The organism is Sulfitobacter sp. 1A15106 (assembly GCF_043556995.1).
In the GTDB taxonomy this organism is placed as follows: Bacteria; Pseudomonadota; Alphaproteobacteria; order Rhodobacterales; family Rhodobacteraceae; genus Sulfitobacter; species Sulfitobacter faviae.
Map to the genome: position 1 here is coordinate 88,883 of NZ_JBIFFM010000007.1, position 17,699 is coordinate 106,581.

A 17,699-nucleotide genomic window follows, 5' to 3' on the forward strand; every position below is an offset into this window, starting at 1 on the left:
TAAGCCGGGCGTTTTTGTTTGCGACAGAGGCCAAAACGGCTCGCCACGCGTTACCCGAGGTTCTGCAACCGCTTAAACAGGCTCGACGTATCCCAACGCCCGCCGCCCATCTTCTGCACGTCCATGTAAAACTGATCGACCAGCGCGGTCACCGGCAGGCTCGCCCCCGTCTCATCCGCCGCATCGAGACAGATGCCCAAATCCTTGCGCATCCAATCCACAGCAAAGCCGTGATCGAACTTGTCGTCGAGCATGGTCTCATAGCGGTTTTCCATCTGCCATGACCCTGCCGCACCTTGGCTAATCACCTCGACCACCGCGCGGCCATCAAGGCCCGCCTTCTCGGCGAAATGCAGCGCTTCAGAGAGGCCCTGTACCAGACCGGCGATGGCGATCTGGTTGCACATCTTGGTCATCTGACCTGCGCCGCTTTCCCCAATGCGGCGGCAAATTTTCGCGTAGACCTCCATGATCGGCAGCGCCCGGTCAAAAGCGCCTTCGTCGCCGCCGCACATGATCGACAATTGGCCGTTTTCCGCACCCGCCTGACCGCCTGAGATCGGCGCGTCGACAAAGCTTACCTGCGCGTCATCGGCGGCGGCATAAAGCTCACGCGTCACAGCCGCCGAAACGGTGGTGTGATCGACAAAGATCGCCCCCGCCGTCATGCCGCCAAAGGCCCCGTCATCCCCCAAACAGACCGAGCGCAGATCGTCGTCATTACCCACGCAGGCGATCACGAAATCCGCATCCTTTGCCGCCGCACGCGGGGTCTTGGCCATGGCGCCGCCATAGGTTTTCACCCAGTCGTCCGCCTTGGCTTCGGTGCGGTTGTAGACGGTCACATCGTGGCCCGCCTTTTGCAGATGCCCCGCCATCGGAGCCCCCATGACCCCCAGTCCCAAAAATGCGAGCTTTGCCATGTGCTTTTCCTTATCATTCAGTTGCGTTATTCCCTGTCATTACACCTACCACCCTGCGCGCTCCGGTCAATCTGCGCGCCAGTCGAGGATCCCCCAATGGCATTGATGTTTCGCTGGCTTATCCGATTGGCGGTGTTTCTCGTCGCGCTGAGCGTCGTGGTTTTGGTGCTGGTCTATTGGTTCGCCGCGCGGTCCCTGCCCGACTATGACGATACGGTCGAGGTCGCGGGCGTCAGCGCCCCGGTCGAGATCGTGCGCGATAATGCCAATGTGCCGCATATCTTCGGGCAGAGCGATGAGGATGTCTTTTTCGGCCTCGGTTTCGCCCATGCCCAAGACCGGCTGTGGCAATTGATCACCCTGCGGCGCACCGCGCAGGGGCGGCTGTCCGAGGTCTTCGGCACCGCCACGATCACCACCGACAAGCTGATGCGGCGCTATGACATCTACCGGCTTGCCGTGGCGGCGGCGGATAAGCTCGACCCCGAAACCGAAGCGGCGCTTGAGGCTTATTCCGCCGGGATCAACGCGCGCCTCGACCAGATCAACACCGAAGCCTTGGGCCGCGGGGCGCCCGAGATGTGGCTCTTCAATGCGCCCATGGCCCCGTGGCGGCCTGCGGATTCACTGGCGATCACCAAACTCATGGGTCTGCAAATGTCGGGCCATCTGGAGGCCGAGGTGCTGCGCGCGCGCGTATCCTTGGAGTTGAGCGATCCGGACCGTCTGCGCGACATCCTGCCCGAAGCGCCGGGCAGCGGGGTCGCCGCCCTGCCCGAATATGCCGCCCTCTTCCCTGAGGTCAGCCGCCGCCACGCCGCCGCAGCGCCGATGGCACGCCACCCGCTGTCGCCCTTTAAACGGCAAGCCTTCGCCGGAGCTTCCAACGCTTGGGCCGCGGCGCCCTCCCGCTCTGCCGCGGGGGGCACGCTTTTGGCCAATGACCCGCATTTGGGCTTCACCGCCCCCGCGATCTGGTATCTTGCCCGGTTGGAGCTTGAGACCGGCGGCGTGATCGGTGGCACCATTCCGGGGATGCCGGTGGTGCTTACGGGCCGCAGCGCCGATCTGGGCTGGGGGCTGACCACCGCCTATGTCGACGATCAAGACGTCTATATCGAAGAGTTGAACCCCGACAACGCCGAGGAATACCGCACCCCGGACGGGTTCAAGAAGTTCCGCAAACGCGCGTCGATCATCAATATCGCCGATGCCGACCCGATCACCGTCACCCTGCGCTGGACCGACAATGGCCCGGTGCTGCCCGGCAGCCACTACAACCTTGGCAGCATCACCCCGCCGGGGCATGTGGCCTCTGTCGCCTCAACGCTCTTTACCGAAGAGGACACCTCACTTGCCGCCGCGATGAAGGTGATGCGCGCGAAATCGGTGCAGCAGGCGATCAATGCGGCGACGGACTATGTGGCGCCCGCGCAGAACCTCACGCTGGTCGACCGCGATACCATCGCGATGAAGACCATCGGCGCCATGCCGCGCCGCGATGCCAATCACCAAAGCGAAGGGCGCATGCCCAGCCCCGGCTGGATCGCCGCCAATCGCTGGGACGGGATGCTGCCCTATACCGCGAACCCCGAATTTATCGCCCCCGCAGGCGGCATCCTTGGCAATACCAACAACAAAACGGTCGACCGCCCCTTCCCCAACCACGTCTCCTTTGTCTGGGGCGACACGCAGCGGGTGCAGCGCTGGCAGCGGCTGATGCAGAACCGCGAGGTGCACACCCGCGACAGTTTCATCGAAGCGCAGCTTGATACCGTCAGCCCCACGGCCCGGTCGCTGCTGCCGCTCATCGGCGCCGAGCTGTGGTTCACCGGAGAGGCCGCCCCCGACGGCACGCCGGAGCGCCAGCGCCAGCGCGCGCTCGACCTGCTCGCCGGTTGGTCGGGTGAGATGAACGAACACCTGCCCGAGCCGCTGATCTATGCCGCGTGGATCCGTGCGCTGCAGGACCGGCTGATCCGCGACGAATTGGGACCGCTGGCCGAGGAGTTCACCCATATCCAGCCGCTCTTCATCGAACGGGCCTTTCGCGATGTGCAGGGGGCCGCGAAATGGTGCGACGTGCGCCAATCCGCACCGGTGGAGACCTGCCACGACATGGCGCGGCTGGCGCTCGACGATGCGCTTTTGTGGATCAACGAGACATGGGGCACGCAGCTTGAATCCCTCCGCTGGGGCGACGCGCATCAGGCGACCCATGATCACCCCGTGCTGGGCGACGTGCCGCTTTTGCGCTACTTCGTGAACATCCGGCAGTCGACCTCGGGCGGGGACAACACCCTGCAACGCGGGCTGACACGCGGCACCGGCAAAGACCCCTTCTTTAACGTGCACGGCGCGGGCTATCGCGGCGTTTACGATTTTGCCGATCCCGACAGTTCGGTCTTTGTCACCTCCACCGGGCAATCGGGGCATTTCCTGTCGCGGCATTACGATGATATGGCGCAACTCTGGCGGCGGGGCGAATATATCCCAATGTCGCTGGACGCCGAACTGGCCCGCGCCGCCGCCGTGGGCGTGACCCGATTGGAGCCTGCCCAATGACCGCCCGCGTGATCTTGCTGAACAAACCCTATGGTGTGCTGTCGCAATTCACCGACAAGGGCACCGAAGGCAGCACACGGCCCACCCTCTCGGCCTATGTCGATGAAAAGGGTTTTTATCCCGCAGGGCGGCTCGACCGCGACAGCGAAGGACTTTTGGTGCTGACCGACCACGGCCCGCTGCAGGCCCGCATCGCGCATCCGAAATACAAACGGCCCAAAAGCTATTTGGTGCAGGTCGAAGGCACGCCGGATGCCGCGGCGCTCGACGCGCTGCGCAAGGGTGTCGAACTGAAGGACGGTCTGACGAAACCCGCCCAAGTGGATCAGATCGACGCGCCCGAGCCGCTTTGGCCCCGCGACCCGCCGGTGCGCTTTCGCAAGACGGTCCCCGATGCTTGGTTGCGCATCACCATCCGTGAGGGGCGCAACCGGCAAGTGCGGCGCATGACGGCCCATGTCGGCCTGCCCACCCTGCGGCTGATCCGCGAAAGCGTGGGCGACTGGACGCTGGCCGGGCTGCAACCCGGCGCATGGCGCTGGTCGACCGAAACGGGCCGTTAGGTAAAGGCGCGGGTGATCGCCACCCCCGCCGTCGCCGCCGTCCCAGTCAGGACCGAGCCCCAAGTGAAGTCGCGCGCGACCATGGCCCATGTCCAATCCTTGAGCGTCGCCAGATTGGTGAACTCATAGGTGCCATAGCCCATCGCCCCGATCAGCAGCGCATTGCCAAAGACCCAGAGCAGCGAATGATCCTGCACCATCGCGGGCCAAGACACGAACCACAGCACCACGGCCACGAAGAAGGCGTAGAAGATCAGCGCCGGGGCCATGCGGAATTCATCCAACAGCCAGTTGCCGATATCACGCTCGAACGCAGGTTTGATGAGGTAGGTCAGCCCGAGATAGTCCAGCCCGAGGAAGATGACGACGGTTGAGATATAGAGGATGACGAGGGTCATGTTGCGCGCTCCGTTTTTGGTCATAGGACCATATGCAGCGCGGGGCGCGGAATTCGAGTGATTTACGAGGAATATCGCACAGGCGCCGCCCCCCGCTGATGCCTAAGGGCACGACCGCCGCATCAAAACCTCGTCAAAGTAAACGCCATCCACCAAAAGCGCTTCTCTATCTACGGCCCATGGGGTGAACCCCATCCTCTTGTAGAGATGCAGCGCGGCTTGGTTCGTGGAAACGACAGATAGGCGGATCGAGGTGCAGGCGTCATCAGTCTGCCCCATAGCCGCCTCCATCAGAGCCCGCGCCAGCCCGCCTCCGCGCGCTTCAGGTCGAACATACATACCCCAGATTGTCGCGATATGCCGGGTCTTCGGCGTCTGAGACTGCGCAAGACCAACGACGCCCTCAAGACGGTCGGCATCACTGAAGCCACCGAAAACACAACCTGCCGCCAGCCGCTTTGCCACATCGGCAACTGACAGGCGGGATTCCTCTTCAAAGGACGCGCCAAAGGCTTCGGGGCATGCGCGTAGTCCTTCGAGCCTGAGCGCATGAAACCCGGCGGCATCACTGGCGTGGAGCTTTCGAATCTGCATCTTCACTGATCCACCCGGCCCTACAGCACCTGCGCTCAACCCGTCAAAGTTGCTTGAATTCCGCCTCTTGCCGCGCGGACCAGCGCACGGTGATCTCGAACCCGTCGTCGGTCTGGCGCTCGCCCTCGACTACGTCCTGCGCGAACAGCCAGGCGCGTTTCTTGCCGTCGGCGAAACCGAGGGTCAGCACAGCCTCGCGCACGGCACCCTGCAGCGCCTCGGCGATGGTTTCTTGCAGCGTCTCCAGCCCCTCGCCCGTGATGGCCGAGATCGCCAGCACATCATCGTTGCGCGCGGCACGGGCGCGCATGGCCTCGGCCCGGTCTTCGGGCAGCAGGTCGAGCTTGTTCCATACCTCGAAACTGCGGGTCTCTTTCGGCACGCCGAGAGAGGCGAGAATATCGCGCACGTTCTGCGCCTGCTCCTCGGTCTCGGCGTGAGAGACATCGCGCACATGGCAGATGATATCGGCGGCCAAAACCTCTTCCAGCGTGGCGCGGAAGGCGGCGACGAGTTCCGTGGGCAGATCGCTGATGAAACCCACCGTGTCGCTGAGAATGATCTCAGGCCCGTCGGGCAGCACGAGGCTGCGCATGGTCGGGTCGAGCGTGGCAAAGAGCATGTCTTTGGCCATGACCTCGGCCCCGGTCAAGCGGTTGAAAAGCGTGGATTTCCCGGCGTTGGTATAGCCCACCAGCGCAACGATCGGGAACGGCACCTTGGCCCGTGCGGCACGGTGCAACGCGCGGGTTTTCACGACCTTTTCCAATTGGCGGCGCAATCGTACCAATTGGTCGTCGATGGCACGGCGGTCCGCCTCGATCTGAGTCTCGCCCGGACCACCGACAAAGCCCAAACCGCCGCGCTGCCGCTCAAGGTGGGTCCATGCGCGGACAAGCCGCGTACGCTGATAGTTCAGCGCGGCCATCTCAACCTGAAGCACCCCTTCGCGGGTCGCCGCACGGTCGCTGAAGATTTCGAGAATCAGCCCGGTCCGGTCGAGCAGTTTGACCCCCCAAGCCTTCTCAAGATTGCGCTGCTGCACCGGGGTCACGGGGCCATCGACCAGCACGAGGTCGACCTCTGCCCCCTTCATGCGCTGCTCAAGCTCTTCGATCTTGCCCTTGCCGAAAAGCATACCCGCATGCACCGCGCGCAGGGGCACCACTTCGGAGCCGACGACCTGCAACTCGGGCAGCGCCTCGGCCAATGCCACGGCTTCGGCCAGCGCGGGCTCTGGCGCGCGCCGGTCGTTGTCGGACTTGATATCAGGATGCAGCACCCAAGCGCGCGTTACGCGGGGCCCATCGCTGTTGTCGATCTGAAATGCTGGACGGCTCAAGAAGCGTCTTCGCCCTCATATAGGCTGATCGGCTGGCTTGGCATGATGGTCGAAATCGCATGTTTGTACACAAGTTGCGATTGACCGTCGCGGCGCAGCAGAACGCAGAAGTTGTCAAACCAGGTGATCACACCCTGCAATTTGACGCCATTGATCAGGAAAATTGTCACCGGTACTTTGGTCTTGCGAACGTGGTTAAGGAACGCATCCTGAAGGTTCTGTCTGTCTGACGCCATCGTAGTCTCGCCTTTTGTTCTTGCTGGCGTCCGCGTACCGGACCCCCCCATTGCTTCAAGTATGGAGTGCGAAAGCGTGAGTTTCCAGCCCCAATATCAGAGGACTAGAGCGGTTCTAGCGCTAAACGTGTCAAGCGCGCCACAAATTCGGGGTCATCAGCGCAATAATCGCCAAGGTTTCGAGCCGCCCCAGCACCATCGCGCCGCTGAGGATGACTTTGGCCGCCAATCCCAGTTCGATCAGGTGAATGGGCTTGTCGGCGGCATGTTCGATCAGCGGCCCGGTGGTGGAAAGCGTTGCCACCGACATGACCACCGCCGCATCGAAGGACGCGCCGGTCAGGGTCAGCAGCAGGGTCACCCCCGCCAGCGACATGGCAAAGAGCATAAAGAAGATCCAAGCGATGAAAGCCCCGTTGCTTTGCAAACGCCGCCCGGCCGCCCCCGCCCCGCTGACGGAGTTTGGATAGACCAGCCGGTCCATCTCGCGCACGCCGTTTTGGTAAAGCGCAAAGACCCGCAGCAGTTTCACCCCGCCCGCCGTGGTGGCCACCCCGCCGCCGATCAACGCAAGCCCCATGAGCACCAGCCCCGGCGTGCGCAGCCCCGACCAATTCTGCGCATCGGCCCAATGCTCAGAGACGAAACCGGTGGTCGACAGGAAGGACAGCACCGTGAACAGCCCGCCCCAAAGCGCGTGCAAGGCGCGGGTGCCGTCGACCTCGACCTCCACCTCAAAAGCGCCAATCCAATGGCGCGCGAACAGCAGCAGCGGCACACCGATCACCACCAAAAGCCCGATGCGAAACTCAGGATCGGTCATCAGCCCGCCTTGGGTTGCGGTGACGGTATCCTTGGAAAAGGTCAGCCGCGACAGGGCGAAAAGCATGAAGAGCATCATCACCGCCTCGCCCGTCACGCCGACCTGCGCCTCAGCCACACCGCCGATGGGCGAGATGCCCGAGGTCGCCATGACCGACATGGCATGGCAAAGCGCCACCAAGGCCGTCTCTCCCCCGATGACGAGCAAGAGCCACAGCAGAAGTGTCAGCCCGAAGTAGATCGGCAGCAGCGCCTGCGTGGTGCGCAGCAGCCGTTGGCGCGGGGTGATCCGGCCCATCCGTGTGTTGATCCGGTCGTCGGGCCGCCCCGGCTCAGCCTGCGCCGTGACCTCAAAGCCTCCCAAATGCAGCGGGGCAAGGATGGCCGAGGCCGTGACCCACATCAGCAGCCCGCCCATCCAGCCAACCTGCGCGCGCCACAGATGCAGCGTGTCGCTCAGCCGTTCGGGGTTGAACATGGTGGCACCGGTGGTGGTCAGGGCGCTGACCATCTCGAAATAGACATTCACGAAACGCGTCGTCGGCAGTGCCTCAAGAAAAGGCACCGCGAAGAAGACCGGCAGCAACACAAAGGCCGAGAGCAGCGACAAAAGCGGCCCAAGCGCCCCGTCCAAAGGTTTACGCCCGGCATGGGCGATGGCGATCAGCGTGAAGGCCACAAGCCCCAGAAGCCCCGCATAGAGAAAGGCGCGACTGGCCAGATGATCGTTCATCACCAACCCATGGATCGACGGCAGGATCATCGACAATGCGGAGACGCCGAACAACTGCAAGAACAGCGGCAGCTGGACGATCTCCCGGCGGATGCCGGTCGGACCTATGCGGGTCGGTTGCGTCACAAAGGCGCTCCTGCGCTTAGAAAAAGTCGATCGAGACCTGCAAAAGCTGTTCGACCCGCGGCACATCCTCAGCCAGAGCGAAGAGCGCGACCACGTCGCCTTCGTCGATCCGCGTGCTGCCCAGGGGCCGAATGACCTTGCCTTCTTTGCGCAGCATGCCGATCAAAACACCTTCGGGGAAGTCGATTTCCGAGACTTTCTTGCCCGCGAGGGGCGAGGTCGACAGCACTTCGGCCTCAATCACCTCGGCCTCGGCGTCACCGATGGAATAGACCGCCCGCACCCGGCCATGGCGGATGTGACGCAGGATCGAACTCACGGTCGTGGCGCGCGGGTTGATATAGGCGTCGATGCCAAGGTGGGTCATCAGCGGCACCAGCGTGGGATCGTTGATCAGCGCGATGACATAGGGGCAGCCCTCGGCCTTGGCGCGGACGCAAGACAGCATGTTGGTCTTATCGTCGTCGGTCACCGCCAGCATCGCATCGGCGCGGCTGATGCCCGCCTCGGCCAGCAGCGCCGCATCCAGCCCGTCGCCATTGAGCACGATTGTTCGTTCCAACCCTTCGGCAGCGCGCTCGGCGCATTTGCGGTTCTTCTCAATCATCTTGGTCCGCACGCGCAGAGGCCCGCTTTCCAGATGCTGCGCCACGGTTAGGCCGACATTGCCGCCGCCCACGAGCACGACACGCTCTTGCTTGGTGGTTTGCTTGCCGAAAATCTCCATCGTGCGGGCGATGTCGTCGTGATGCGAGAAGACATAGCAATCATCCCCGACGAAAAGCTGGTCCTTCGCCTCGGGCGCGAATAGCGTGCCATCGCGGCGCACGCCCACAACCACGGCGCGCAGGGTTGAGAAGAGATCGGTCAGCTGCCGCAACGGCGTGTTCACCACCGGGCAATCGCTGTCGATCGAAATCCCCAGAAGCTGCGCCTGCCCCTCCATGAAAATCTCGGTATCGAAAGCGGCGGGCGCGCTGAGCCGTTGAAGCGCGGCGGTCGCGACCTCCTTCTCGGGTGAGATCACCACGTCGATCGGCATGTGATCGCGGCGGTAGAGGTCGGAGTAGATCGCATCGAGATAGGACTGGCTGCGCAGCCGCGCGATCTTGCGGTTGATGCCGAAGACCGAATGCGCCACCTGACAGGTCACCATATTGACCTCATCGGAATGGGTCGCGGCGATGATCATCTCGGCGTCCCGCGCGCCTGCACGGTCCAGCACGTCAGGGTAGCTCGCGAAACCGGCGATGCCCTGCACATCCAGCGTATCGGTGGCGCGGCGGATCAATTCGGCATTGCTGTCGACCACGGTCACATCGTTGCGCTCTCCGCTGAGGTGACGGGCAATCTGCCAACCCACCTGCCCTGCGCCGCAAATGATGATTTTCATGAAGGCTTCCTTACCCTGAGCAAAGATCGTGTGAGGGTTGTCTTGGGTCGGTTAGAGGGCATGACAGATGGGTTGGCAAGGGTCAAATCAATTGTCTTTACCCCGCAACGGCGGCATGATGGGGCCATGAAACCGATATCTCCCCGCCCCTCCCGCGCCGCTTTCGCCCTGACCTTTGTCGGCTTGGCGGCGGCGGCCTGTGCGCCGCTCAACACCTATTACAAACCGGGCGCGAGTGTCGCGCAGGTCAATCGCACCACCACCGCTTGCGAGGTTCAGGCCCTGCGCGACGTGCCGATCTCGACGCAAATCCGCCGCGAACCGCCACGCTATGTGCCCGCGCGCCGCCACTGCGATGCCGATAACAATTGCACCACGCGGGGCGGTTTTTACGTGCCGGGGGAATTGGTGACCTTTGACCCGAACGAAGACCTGCGCAACCGGGTCGAGGCGCAATGTATGGCCGACAAAGGTTTCGCGCCCGTGTCGATCCCCGCCTGCCCCCGCAATGTGGCCCGCGCCGCACCGACACGCGCGACGACCACGCTGCCCGCGCTCAACCCCAAGTCCTGCGTGATCCGCAACAGTGATGGGTCGTTCCAGATCGTCACCCAAGGGTGACGCAGAAGCGCGCGGAGCAGCCCCCGCGCGCAACCGGCGGGGTTTAACCCGCCGCTTCGACTTCCTCGTCCACATGGGCCACGCGCACGCCCGCTTTGGCCGAGGTCACGACGCCAAGCGATTTCAGCTTGCGGTGTAGGGCGCTGCGCTCCATCCCCACGAAATTCGCGGTGCGGCTGATGTTGCCGCCGAAACGGTTTATCTGGGTCAGCAGATATTCCCGCTCAAACGCCTCGCGCGCTTCGCGCAGCGGCAGCGTCGCCAAGGCGCCTGAAAGCACCACGCGCCCCTCATCGCTGCCATTCTCTTCTTCGCCCGGCAGTTCCCGCGCTTCGATCGGGCCGGTGCCGTCGCCAAGGATCAGCACCCGTTCGACAAGGTTCTTGAGCTGGCGCACGTTGCCGGGCCAGACCATCGTCTGCATCAGCGCCACGGCGTCTTCGGTCAACGCGCGTTGCGGCAACCCTTGGGAGGCGTTGAATTCGGCGATGAAATGTTCGGCCAGCAGCGGGATATCCTCGCGGCGCTCTTCAAGCGAGGGCACGGCGATCGGCACGACGTTGAGACGGTGATAGAGTTCCTGCCGGAAAGTATCTGCCTTGATCGCCTGATCAAGGTCGCGGTTCGTCGAAGAGATCACCCGCAGATCGACCCGGACCTTATCCGTCCCGCCAACGCGGGTGAATTGTTGATCGACCAGCACCCGCAGGATCTTGCACTGGGTGCCAAGCGGCATGTCGGCGACCTCATCGAAATAGATCACCCCGCCGTGGGCCTGTTCCAGCAACCCCGGCTCGACCCCGCGGTCCGGCGTCTCGCGGCCAAAGAGCACCTCTTCCATCCGGTCGGGCGCCACCCCGGCGCAGTTGACGGTGACGAAGGGTGCGGAGGCGCGGGCGGAATGGGCGTGAATATAGCGGGCAGCCACTTCCTTGCCCGATCCGGCGGGGCCAGTCAGCATCACGCGGCCATTGGATTTGGTCACCTTGTCAAGCTGCCCCAGCAGAGCGCGATAAGGCGCGGAGGTGCCGATCATCTCGGAGGTCGCCACATCGCGGCGCTTTAGGTTCTGGTTCTCCCGGCGCAGGCGCGAGGTTTCCATCGCGCGGCGGATCACCACCAGCAACTGGTCGATGTTGAACGGCTTTTCGATAAAATCGTAAGCCCCCTGTTTGATCGCCGCCACGGCAATCTCGATATTTCCATGGCCCGAGATGATCACCACCGGCACATCCGGGTTGTCGCGCTTGACCGTCTTGAGGATGTCGATCCCGTCCATGCGGCTGTCTTTCAACCAGATATCGAGGATGATCAGCGCCGGTGCCTCGGTGTTGATCTCGGCCATCGTCTCATCCGAATTGCTGGCCAAGCGCGTGGCGAAACCCTCATCCTCAAGGATGTCCGAGATCAGCTCACGGATGTCGCGTTCGTCGTCTACAATCAGAATGTCACTCATCTGCCTTATCCCCTTGGTCTGTCGTTGCGTCGATGGCCAAGGGCAGCGAAATGACTGCCATGGCACCGTGATGGTCTTGCCCGTCGAATGCGGGCGCGGTTTCGAGCGTCAGTCTGCCGCCGTGTTCCTCGATAATCTTTTTGACGATCGGCAGGCCCAGCCCCGTGCCTTCGCTGCGCGTGGTCACATAGGGCTCGAACAGCCGCGCGCGGTCCTCGGGCAGTCCGATGCCATTGTCGGCGATGGTCAGCCGCAAAAGCCGGTTCTCGGGCGTCAGCGCCACGCGGATTTGTGGCTCATGCCCTTCGGGCGCACCCTCTTTCTTCAGGCTTTCAATGGCTTCGCCCGCGTTCTTGATCAGATTGGTCAGCGCCTGCGAAATCATCGTGCCGTCGATATTGGCCATCACCGGCTCTGCGGGAAGGTCGAGTTTGATCGCCACGTCTTCCTGCCGGCTTTGCTGAAGCAACACCGCGTCGCGCAGCAACTGCCGGATGTCCTGACGGCTGGTTTCCGGCTCGGGCATCCGCGCGAATTTCGAAAATTCGTCGACGATGCGGCGCAGATCGCCGGTCTGGCGGATGATCACGCCGGTCATCTGCTCCAACGCGTCGTCATCCCCCTCGGCCATTTTGGGGCCGAACTTGCGGCGAATGCGCTCGGCACTTAACTGGATGGGCGTCAGCGGGTTCTTGATCTCATGGGCAATCCGCCGCGCCACGTCGCCCCAAGCGGCCATGCGCTGCGCCGAGACCAGATCGGTCACATCGTCAAAGGCCACCACATAGCCCTCAAGATCGCCATCCTTGGACCGGCGGGTCGCCATGCGGACCAAGAGGTTCTCCATCGCCCCTTGGCGCGAGACCTTGACCTCGGCCTGCGCCACCTCGTCCGAGGCGGCCTTGACCGTTTCGAACAGCGGGCCAAACTCCGGCACCGCAAGGGTCAGCGGCAGGCTTTGCTGATCTTCGGACCAATCCAGCAGACGCATGGCCGAGCGGTTGACGAAGGTCACGCGCCCCTCGGGGTCCAGCCCCACCACGCCGGAGGTCACCGAGCTTAGCACAGAATCGAAGAGACGGCGGCGGCGTTCGATCTGGTCAGTATTCTCTAACAGCGTCTCGCGCTGGCCCTTCAACTGCCGGGTCATCTGGTTGAAATAACGGCCCAGCATGGCGATCTCGTCATCGCCCTCTTCCTCGCGGACCTGCACGTTCAAATCACCCGCGCCCACCTGCTGCGCGGCCCCCGTGAGCCGCCCAACCGGGCCGGAAAGCCGCTCGGCAAACCACAGGCCCAGCCAAACGGCGGCCAGAATGAGGATCACCGCAAAGCCAAGATAGACCAGCGCGAATTCAAACAGCAGCCGCCCGCGTTCGGATTCAAGCTGTTGGTAGAGGCGCACCGTTTCCTTGGTCTCATCCAGCAGGGCCAGAATCTCACCGTCCACCGCGCGGGAGACATAGAGGAAACGATCGACATAGGCGTCCATCGGCACCAGCGCGCGGAATTCGTTGTTGGGCCAGTCTTCGATGACGAGAAGCCCCTCGTCACTGGCGGTTTCAAGCTGTGCCTCGGTGGGCGCTTCGAAATCAAAGAGATAGGACCGATCCCCCCGCGCGCGGATCTGCGCGGTGCTGTCGATCAGAAAGGCTTCGCGCAGGCCCCGTTGGATTTGCCGCTGGCCCTCGCCCAAAAGCTCACTGTCGCTCAGGTTAATGCCCTGTGCCCGGGCGCTGTCGATGCTGCGGGCAAGGGTCTGCGCGTCCAAGATCAGCGCCTCGCGCTGCTCGGCCTCGTAAGCCTCCGCCGCTGCCAAAGACGAGCCGACCACGCCACTGACCCGGTCGGAAAACCAGCCTTCAAGCCCGACATTCACCGTGAGCCCCGCGAAAATCGCCACGGTAACAGTCGGGATCAGCGCCATCAGCGCAAAGACCCCCGTCAACCGCAGGTGCAACCGCGACCCCGCCGATTTGGCGCGCCGCGCCGAGATCAGCCGCCCGACTTGGATAAGCACCAGCGCCGCCACCAGCAGCACATAGACCAGATCGGTTAAGAGAATGAGCCGCAGGTTAAGCGTATCCGCCCCCTGCCCCAAAGGCCCAAGTGCCAGATAGGTCGCAAGCGCCAAAACCGGCCCCAGCACCACCAGCCCAAAGGTAGACCAATTGCGCAGCCGTTTGACCCGCCTGAGACGCCCCAACCGCTCGAGCTTGAACCTGCGTGACCGGGTTGCCACCCGCATACCTCACCGATGTTGTGATGCATCGCTGCATCAACCGCCATATTATGTGGTCCTGAACGGGGGAGTTCCCCGATGGCCACTGTTATGTGGCTCTTTTACATCATCTTACGGCCCCGTGTCACCTCAATATCGAGGTCGGTGATCTTCTTGCGCAAAGTATTTCGGTTAATTCCCAGCAAAGCGGCACATTTCGCCTGGTTCCCCGCCGTCGCGGCAAGGGCGATTTCGATCATCGGCAGTTCAACCTCACGCAGAATCCGCGCGTAGAGGCCCGGAGGCGGCAGCATGGAGCCGTGCAGATCGAAGTAGCGTTGCAAATGCCGCTCGACCGAGGCGCCCAGCCGTTCGGTATCGGCCTCGGTCTGCATCGGTGCCGGACCGCTTTGCGCGCCCAGCAGTTGCTCAGCCTCGCTCGCCGTGATCTCGGCCGCTTGGCTGGCCAGCGCGAGTTGCCGCATCGCATGTTCCAACTGGCGCACATTGCCGGGCCATGGGAATTTCAGCAAGATCTGCGCGGCCTTGTCCGACAGCTTGCGCGGCGAGGCAGGGCCGGGATTGGCGCGGGCCAGAAAATGGTCCGCCAGAAGCGGGATGTCTTCGACCCGATCTCGCAGGGCGGGCACTTCGAGGGTCGCCCCCGACAGACGGTAATAGAGATCGCGGCGCAGCTTGCCCTCTTGCATCGCGGCATCCAGATCGCTTTGACTGGTGGCCATGAAACGCGGCGCGTCATCGCCCGGCGCGTCCATCATCCGCACCAGACGGGATTGGATATCCTGCGGGAAATCCGCGATCTCGTCGATCATCAGTGTGCCCCCACCGACCCGCGCCAGCACCCGCGAGGGGCCTTCGATATCGGCAAGATCTGCATCCGTCACGGTCACGAACGGCAGGCTGCGCCGATCAGAGAAGTCGTGAATCGCCCGCGCAATCAGTGACTTGCCCGAACCGCTCTCGCCCCAGATCAGCACCGGCAGATCGGTGTTCATCACCCGCGCCACGGTGCGGTAGAGCGCCTGCATGACCGGGGTGCGGCCAATCATCGGCAGATCATCACGCTCTGCGTCGATCTCAGCACTGTCATCGGCGGCGGCTTTGCGGCTGAGCGTCGTGCGCTGCTCCAAGGCACGCGCCGTGCGTTTCATCAGGTCCGGCAGGTCGAAGGGTTTGGGCAGATAGTCAAAGGCTTCGGCCTCTGCCGCCTTGATCGCCGTCATGATCGTGTTCTGCGCCGAGATCACGATCACCGGCAGGCCGGGACGGTCTTGCGCGATTTTCGGCAGCATTTCCAATCCGTTGCCATCGGGCATGACCACGTCGGAGATCACCGCGTCGCCCTTGCCCTCGCTGACCCATCGCATCAGGGTGGTCAGGCTTGAAGTGGCATGCACCTTGCAGCCCGCGCGGGTCAGCGCTTGGGTCAGAACGGTGCGGATCGTGCGGTCGTCATCGGCGACGAGGATGGTGCCATCCATGTCAATTCTCCTTGAGGGCAGCGGCGCCTGCGCGCGGCAGCGAAATGCGGAATGCGGTTCGACCGGGGGCGGAACTGACGGAAATCCAGCCACCATGGTCTGAGATGATCTTGCTCACCAAGGCGAGGCCCAGCCCGGTGCCATTCTCCCGGCCCGAGACGAAGGGATCGAAAACATCGGCGCGGATATGATCCGGCAGGCCGGGGCCATCGTCGATCACTTCGATCTGGAGGGGCAGTGACTGGCCATCCCCATCGGCGCGGCGCAGTTGGAAGCCATGTTCATAGAAACTGCGCAGCCGGATGGTGCCCCCTGCCTCGCCCGCAGCCTCCGCCGCATTGCGGATGAGGTTGAGCAAGACCTGCAAAAGCTGATCCTTGTCGCCAAGCGCGGGCGGTAGTGAGGGGTCATAATCTTCGGTGATTTTCATGTGCGAGCCGAAGCCCAGCAAGGCCGACCGGCGGGCGCGGTCCAACACGTCATGCAGGTTCACGGGCTTGCGCTCAGGCGCCGTCAAATTTCCGAATTGCTCGACCTGCTCCAGCAGTTTCACGATACGGCGGCTTTCGGCGACGATCAGATCGGTCAGTTCCAGATCATTCTTGGACAGGTTCATCGACAAAAGCTGCGCCGCGCCGGTGATCCCGGCCAGCGGGTTCTTGATCTCATGGGCCAGCATCTCGGCCATGCCGATGGCGGATTTGGCGGCGGATTTCACGCTGTGATCTTGGGTGATGCGCCCGGCCAATTCGCGCGGCGTGATCATCAAGACCATCTCACCTGCGCCGCCCACCAGCGGGGCGATCTGCAAGCCGCATTGCAAAGGCGCGCGCTGCATCGCGCCCACATCAACGTCATTGACGAAAAGCGGCGTGCCTTGCAGGCGCGCACGGGCGAATGCGGCCTCAAGCGGGTGATCCACCGCGATCAACTGCCAGATCGATTGGCCGATGGTGGCGCGGGCGGAGGCATTGAGGAAGCCTTCGGCTGAGGGGTTCAGATCGACGACCCGGTCATCGGCACCGACGATGAAGGCGGGCACCGGCAGAGAGGTCCAAACCTGCCGCTCCGGGGTCTCGCTTCTCATGCTGCGGCCCGGGGTTGGGCGGTGGCGGCGTCATATTGCATGGCCTCCGCGATGAGTTCGAAAGTGGTTTTCACCTCGCGCGACGTGAGCAGCGCGCGACGCAGATCGGCAGGGGTGGCGCAGTGATCCATATACCAGCCCAGATGTTTGCGCGCGACCTTGGCACCCAGTTCGGTGCCGTAGAAACGCAGCATCTCGTCGTAATGTTCGGCCACCATCTCGGCCATTGCCTGCCCTTGCGGGATCACCGGCATGGGCCGTCCGTGCAGATCATGGGCGATCTGCGCCAGCAGCCATGGCTTCCCTTGCGCACCGCGCCCCACCATCACGCCATCCGCCCCCGACAGCCGCAGCGCCGTGCGCGCGGAGTCACTGTCGATGATGTCGCCATTGGCGATGACGGGAACATTCACGGCCTCTTTCACCGCCCGGATCGCGGCCCAATCGGCGCGGCCCTTGTAGAACTGACAGCGCGTGCGCCCGTGGATGGTGATCATCTGCACGCCCACCTCTTCGGCCCGCTTGGCGATCGGGGCGGCGTTGAGCATATTGTCGTCCCAGCCCAGCCGGGTTTTCAGCGTCACCGGCACCTTGACCGCGCCGACCACCGCTTCGATGAGCCGCAGCGCGTGATCGGGGGTCTTCATCAGTGCCGAGCCCGAGGCACCCTGCGTCACCTTCTTGGCCGGGCAGCCCATGTTAATGTCGATGATCCGCGCGCCCATCGCCTCAACCATGCGGGCGGCTTCGGCCATCGGTTCGGCCTCGCGCCCCGCAAGCTGAACGGAGGTGCCGATGACATCCAGCCCCAGCTCCGCTTTCTCCCGCGTGCCGGGGCGGCGGCTGAGCAATTCTTGGCTGGCGACCATCTCGGACACGACCAATCCGGCCCCGAATCGCGCCACGAGGCTGCGATAGGGCAGATCGGTGATCCCGGCCATCGGGGCGAGGAATACCGGCGGGTCGAATGTCAGCGGGGCGGCGGTCACATGCTTAATCCTTGTGCGGTCCCTTGCTGTGTAGCTCTGCCACGGGGTGACCTCAATAAAACTACCCGGAAAAGCAGCTATGCGCCAAGGCACTGCCCATTTTTTAGGCAGTCACCCCAGATTGCACC

At 63.3% G+C, this 17,699-nt stretch carries 15 protein-coding genes; 3 read left to right on the forward strand and 12 right to left on the reverse strand.

What is annotated here, in order from left to right; all coding sequences use genetic code 11:
- Positions 1-50: 50 nt before the first annotated feature.
- The gene (locus ACGYKA_RS12450; RefSeq protein WP_394409103.1) at positions 51-923 is read right to left on the reverse strand and encodes an NAD(P)-dependent oxidoreductase; all 873 of its coding nucleotides are present in this window, start codon (positions 921-923) and stop codon (positions 51-53) included.
- Between the two features lie 96 nt (positions 924-1,019).
- On the opposite strand from ACGYKA_RS12450, the gene ACGYKA_RS12455 reads away from it, so the two are divergent.
- Together ACGYKA_RS12455 and ACGYKA_RS12460 are read left to right on the forward strand one after the other, a co-directional pair.
- The gene (locus ACGYKA_RS12455; protein ID WP_394409101.1) at positions 1,020-3,488 is read left to right on the forward strand and encodes a penicillin acylase family protein; all 2,469 of its coding nucleotides are present in this window, start codon (positions 1,020-1,022) and stop codon (positions 3,486-3,488) included.
- Positions 3,485-4,051, forward strand: a complete 567-nt coding sequence (locus ACGYKA_RS12460; protein WP_394401199.1) for a pseudouridine synthase — start codon at positions 3,485-3,487, stop codon at positions 4,049-4,051. Before ACGYKA_RS12455 ends, ACGYKA_RS12460 begins: the two co-directional genes overlap by 4 nt.
- Here the strand turns inward: ACGYKA_RS12460 and ACGYKA_RS12465 are convergent.
- The 6 genes from ACGYKA_RS12465 to trkA form a co-directional block, all read right to left on the reverse strand.
- Positions 4,048-4,449 (reverse strand): DUF2177 family protein, encoded by a 402-nt coding sequence (locus ACGYKA_RS12465; protein ID WP_209218853.1) that lies wholly within the window; start codon positions 4,447-4,449, stop codon positions 4,048-4,050. The genes ACGYKA_RS12460 and ACGYKA_RS12465 overlap by 4 nt on opposite strands.
- Before the next feature lie 102 nt (positions 4,450-4,551).
- Positions 4,552-5,043, reverse strand: coding sequence for a GNAT family N-acetyltransferase (locus ACGYKA_RS12470; RefSeq protein WP_394409097.1), 492 nt, complete (start codon positions 5,041-5,043; stop codon positions 4,552-4,554).
- Positions 5,044-5,086: 43 nt separating this feature from the next.
- Complete coding sequence (gene hflX / locus ACGYKA_RS12475) at positions 5,087-6,385, reverse strand: GTPase HflX (RefSeq protein ID WP_394409094.1); 1,299 nt, start codon at positions 6,383-6,385, stop codon at positions 5,087-5,089.
- Positions 6,382-6,621 carry an RNA chaperone Hfq gene (gene hfq, locus ACGYKA_RS12480; RefSeq protein WP_007119530.1) on the reverse strand — a complete coding sequence of 80 codons (240 nt, stop codon included), beginning with the start codon at positions 6,619-6,621 and terminating at the stop codon, positions 6,382-6,384. The genes hflX and hfq overlap by 4 nt, the downstream gene beginning before the upstream one ends.
- A 130-nt stretch (positions 6,622-6,751) precedes the next feature.
- Positions 6,752-8,302, reverse strand: coding sequence for a TrkH family potassium uptake protein (locus ACGYKA_RS12485; RefSeq protein ID WP_394376091.1), 1,551 nt, complete (start codon positions 8,300-8,302; stop codon positions 6,752-6,754).
- A gap of 16 nt (positions 8,303-8,318) precedes the next feature.
- A complete protein-coding gene (gene trkA, locus ACGYKA_RS12490; RefSeq protein ID WP_067264064.1) occupies positions 8,319-9,695 on the reverse strand; it encodes a Trk system potassium transporter TrkA in 1,377 nt (458 codons plus the stop codon).
- A 126-nt stretch (positions 9,696-9,821) separates the two neighbouring features.
- Here trkA and ACGYKA_RS12495 point away from each other — a divergent pair, with 126 nt between their 5' ends.
- Positions 9,822-10,316: a hypothetical protein gene (locus tag ACGYKA_RS12495; RefSeq protein WP_394409091.1), complete on the forward strand. Its 495-nt coding sequence runs from the start codon at positions 9,822-9,824 to the stop codon at positions 10,314-10,316.
- A 43-nt stretch (positions 10,317-10,359) separates the two neighbouring features.
- Here the strand turns inward: ACGYKA_RS12495 and ACGYKA_RS12500 are convergent, their stop codons facing one another.
- From ACGYKA_RS12500 to dusB, 5 genes are all read right to left on the reverse strand, one after another.
- Positions 10,360-11,772, reverse strand: a complete 1,413-nt coding sequence (locus ACGYKA_RS12500) for a sigma-54-dependent transcriptional regulator (RefSeq protein ID WP_394409088.1) — start codon at positions 11,770-11,772, stop codon at positions 10,360-10,362.
- Complete coding sequence (locus ACGYKA_RS12505) at positions 11,765-14,020, reverse strand: ATP-binding protein (protein WP_394409085.1); 2,256 nt, start codon at positions 14,018-14,020, stop codon at positions 11,765-11,767. The genes ACGYKA_RS12500 and ACGYKA_RS12505 overlap by 8 nt, the downstream gene beginning before the upstream one ends.
- A 95-nt stretch (positions 14,021-14,115) precedes the next feature.
- On the reverse strand, positions 14,116-15,495 hold the full coding sequence (locus tag ACGYKA_RS12510; protein WP_394409083.1) for a response regulator: 1,380 nt from the start codon (positions 15,493-15,495) through the stop codon (positions 14,116-14,118).
- Between the two features lies 1 nt (position 15,496).
- The gene (locus tag ACGYKA_RS12515; protein WP_394409080.1) at positions 15,497-16,582 is read right to left on the reverse strand and encodes a nitrogen regulation protein NR(II); all 1,086 of its coding nucleotides are present in this window, start codon (positions 16,580-16,582) and stop codon (positions 15,497-15,499) included.
- Entirely contained in the window at positions 16,579-17,571 is a 993-nt protein-coding gene (gene dusB / locus ACGYKA_RS12520; protein WP_394409077.1) for a tRNA dihydrouridine synthase DusB, read from the reverse strand. Before dusB ends, ACGYKA_RS12515 begins: the two co-directional genes overlap by 4 nt.
- Between the last annotated feature and the right edge of the window lie 128 nt (positions 17,572-17,699).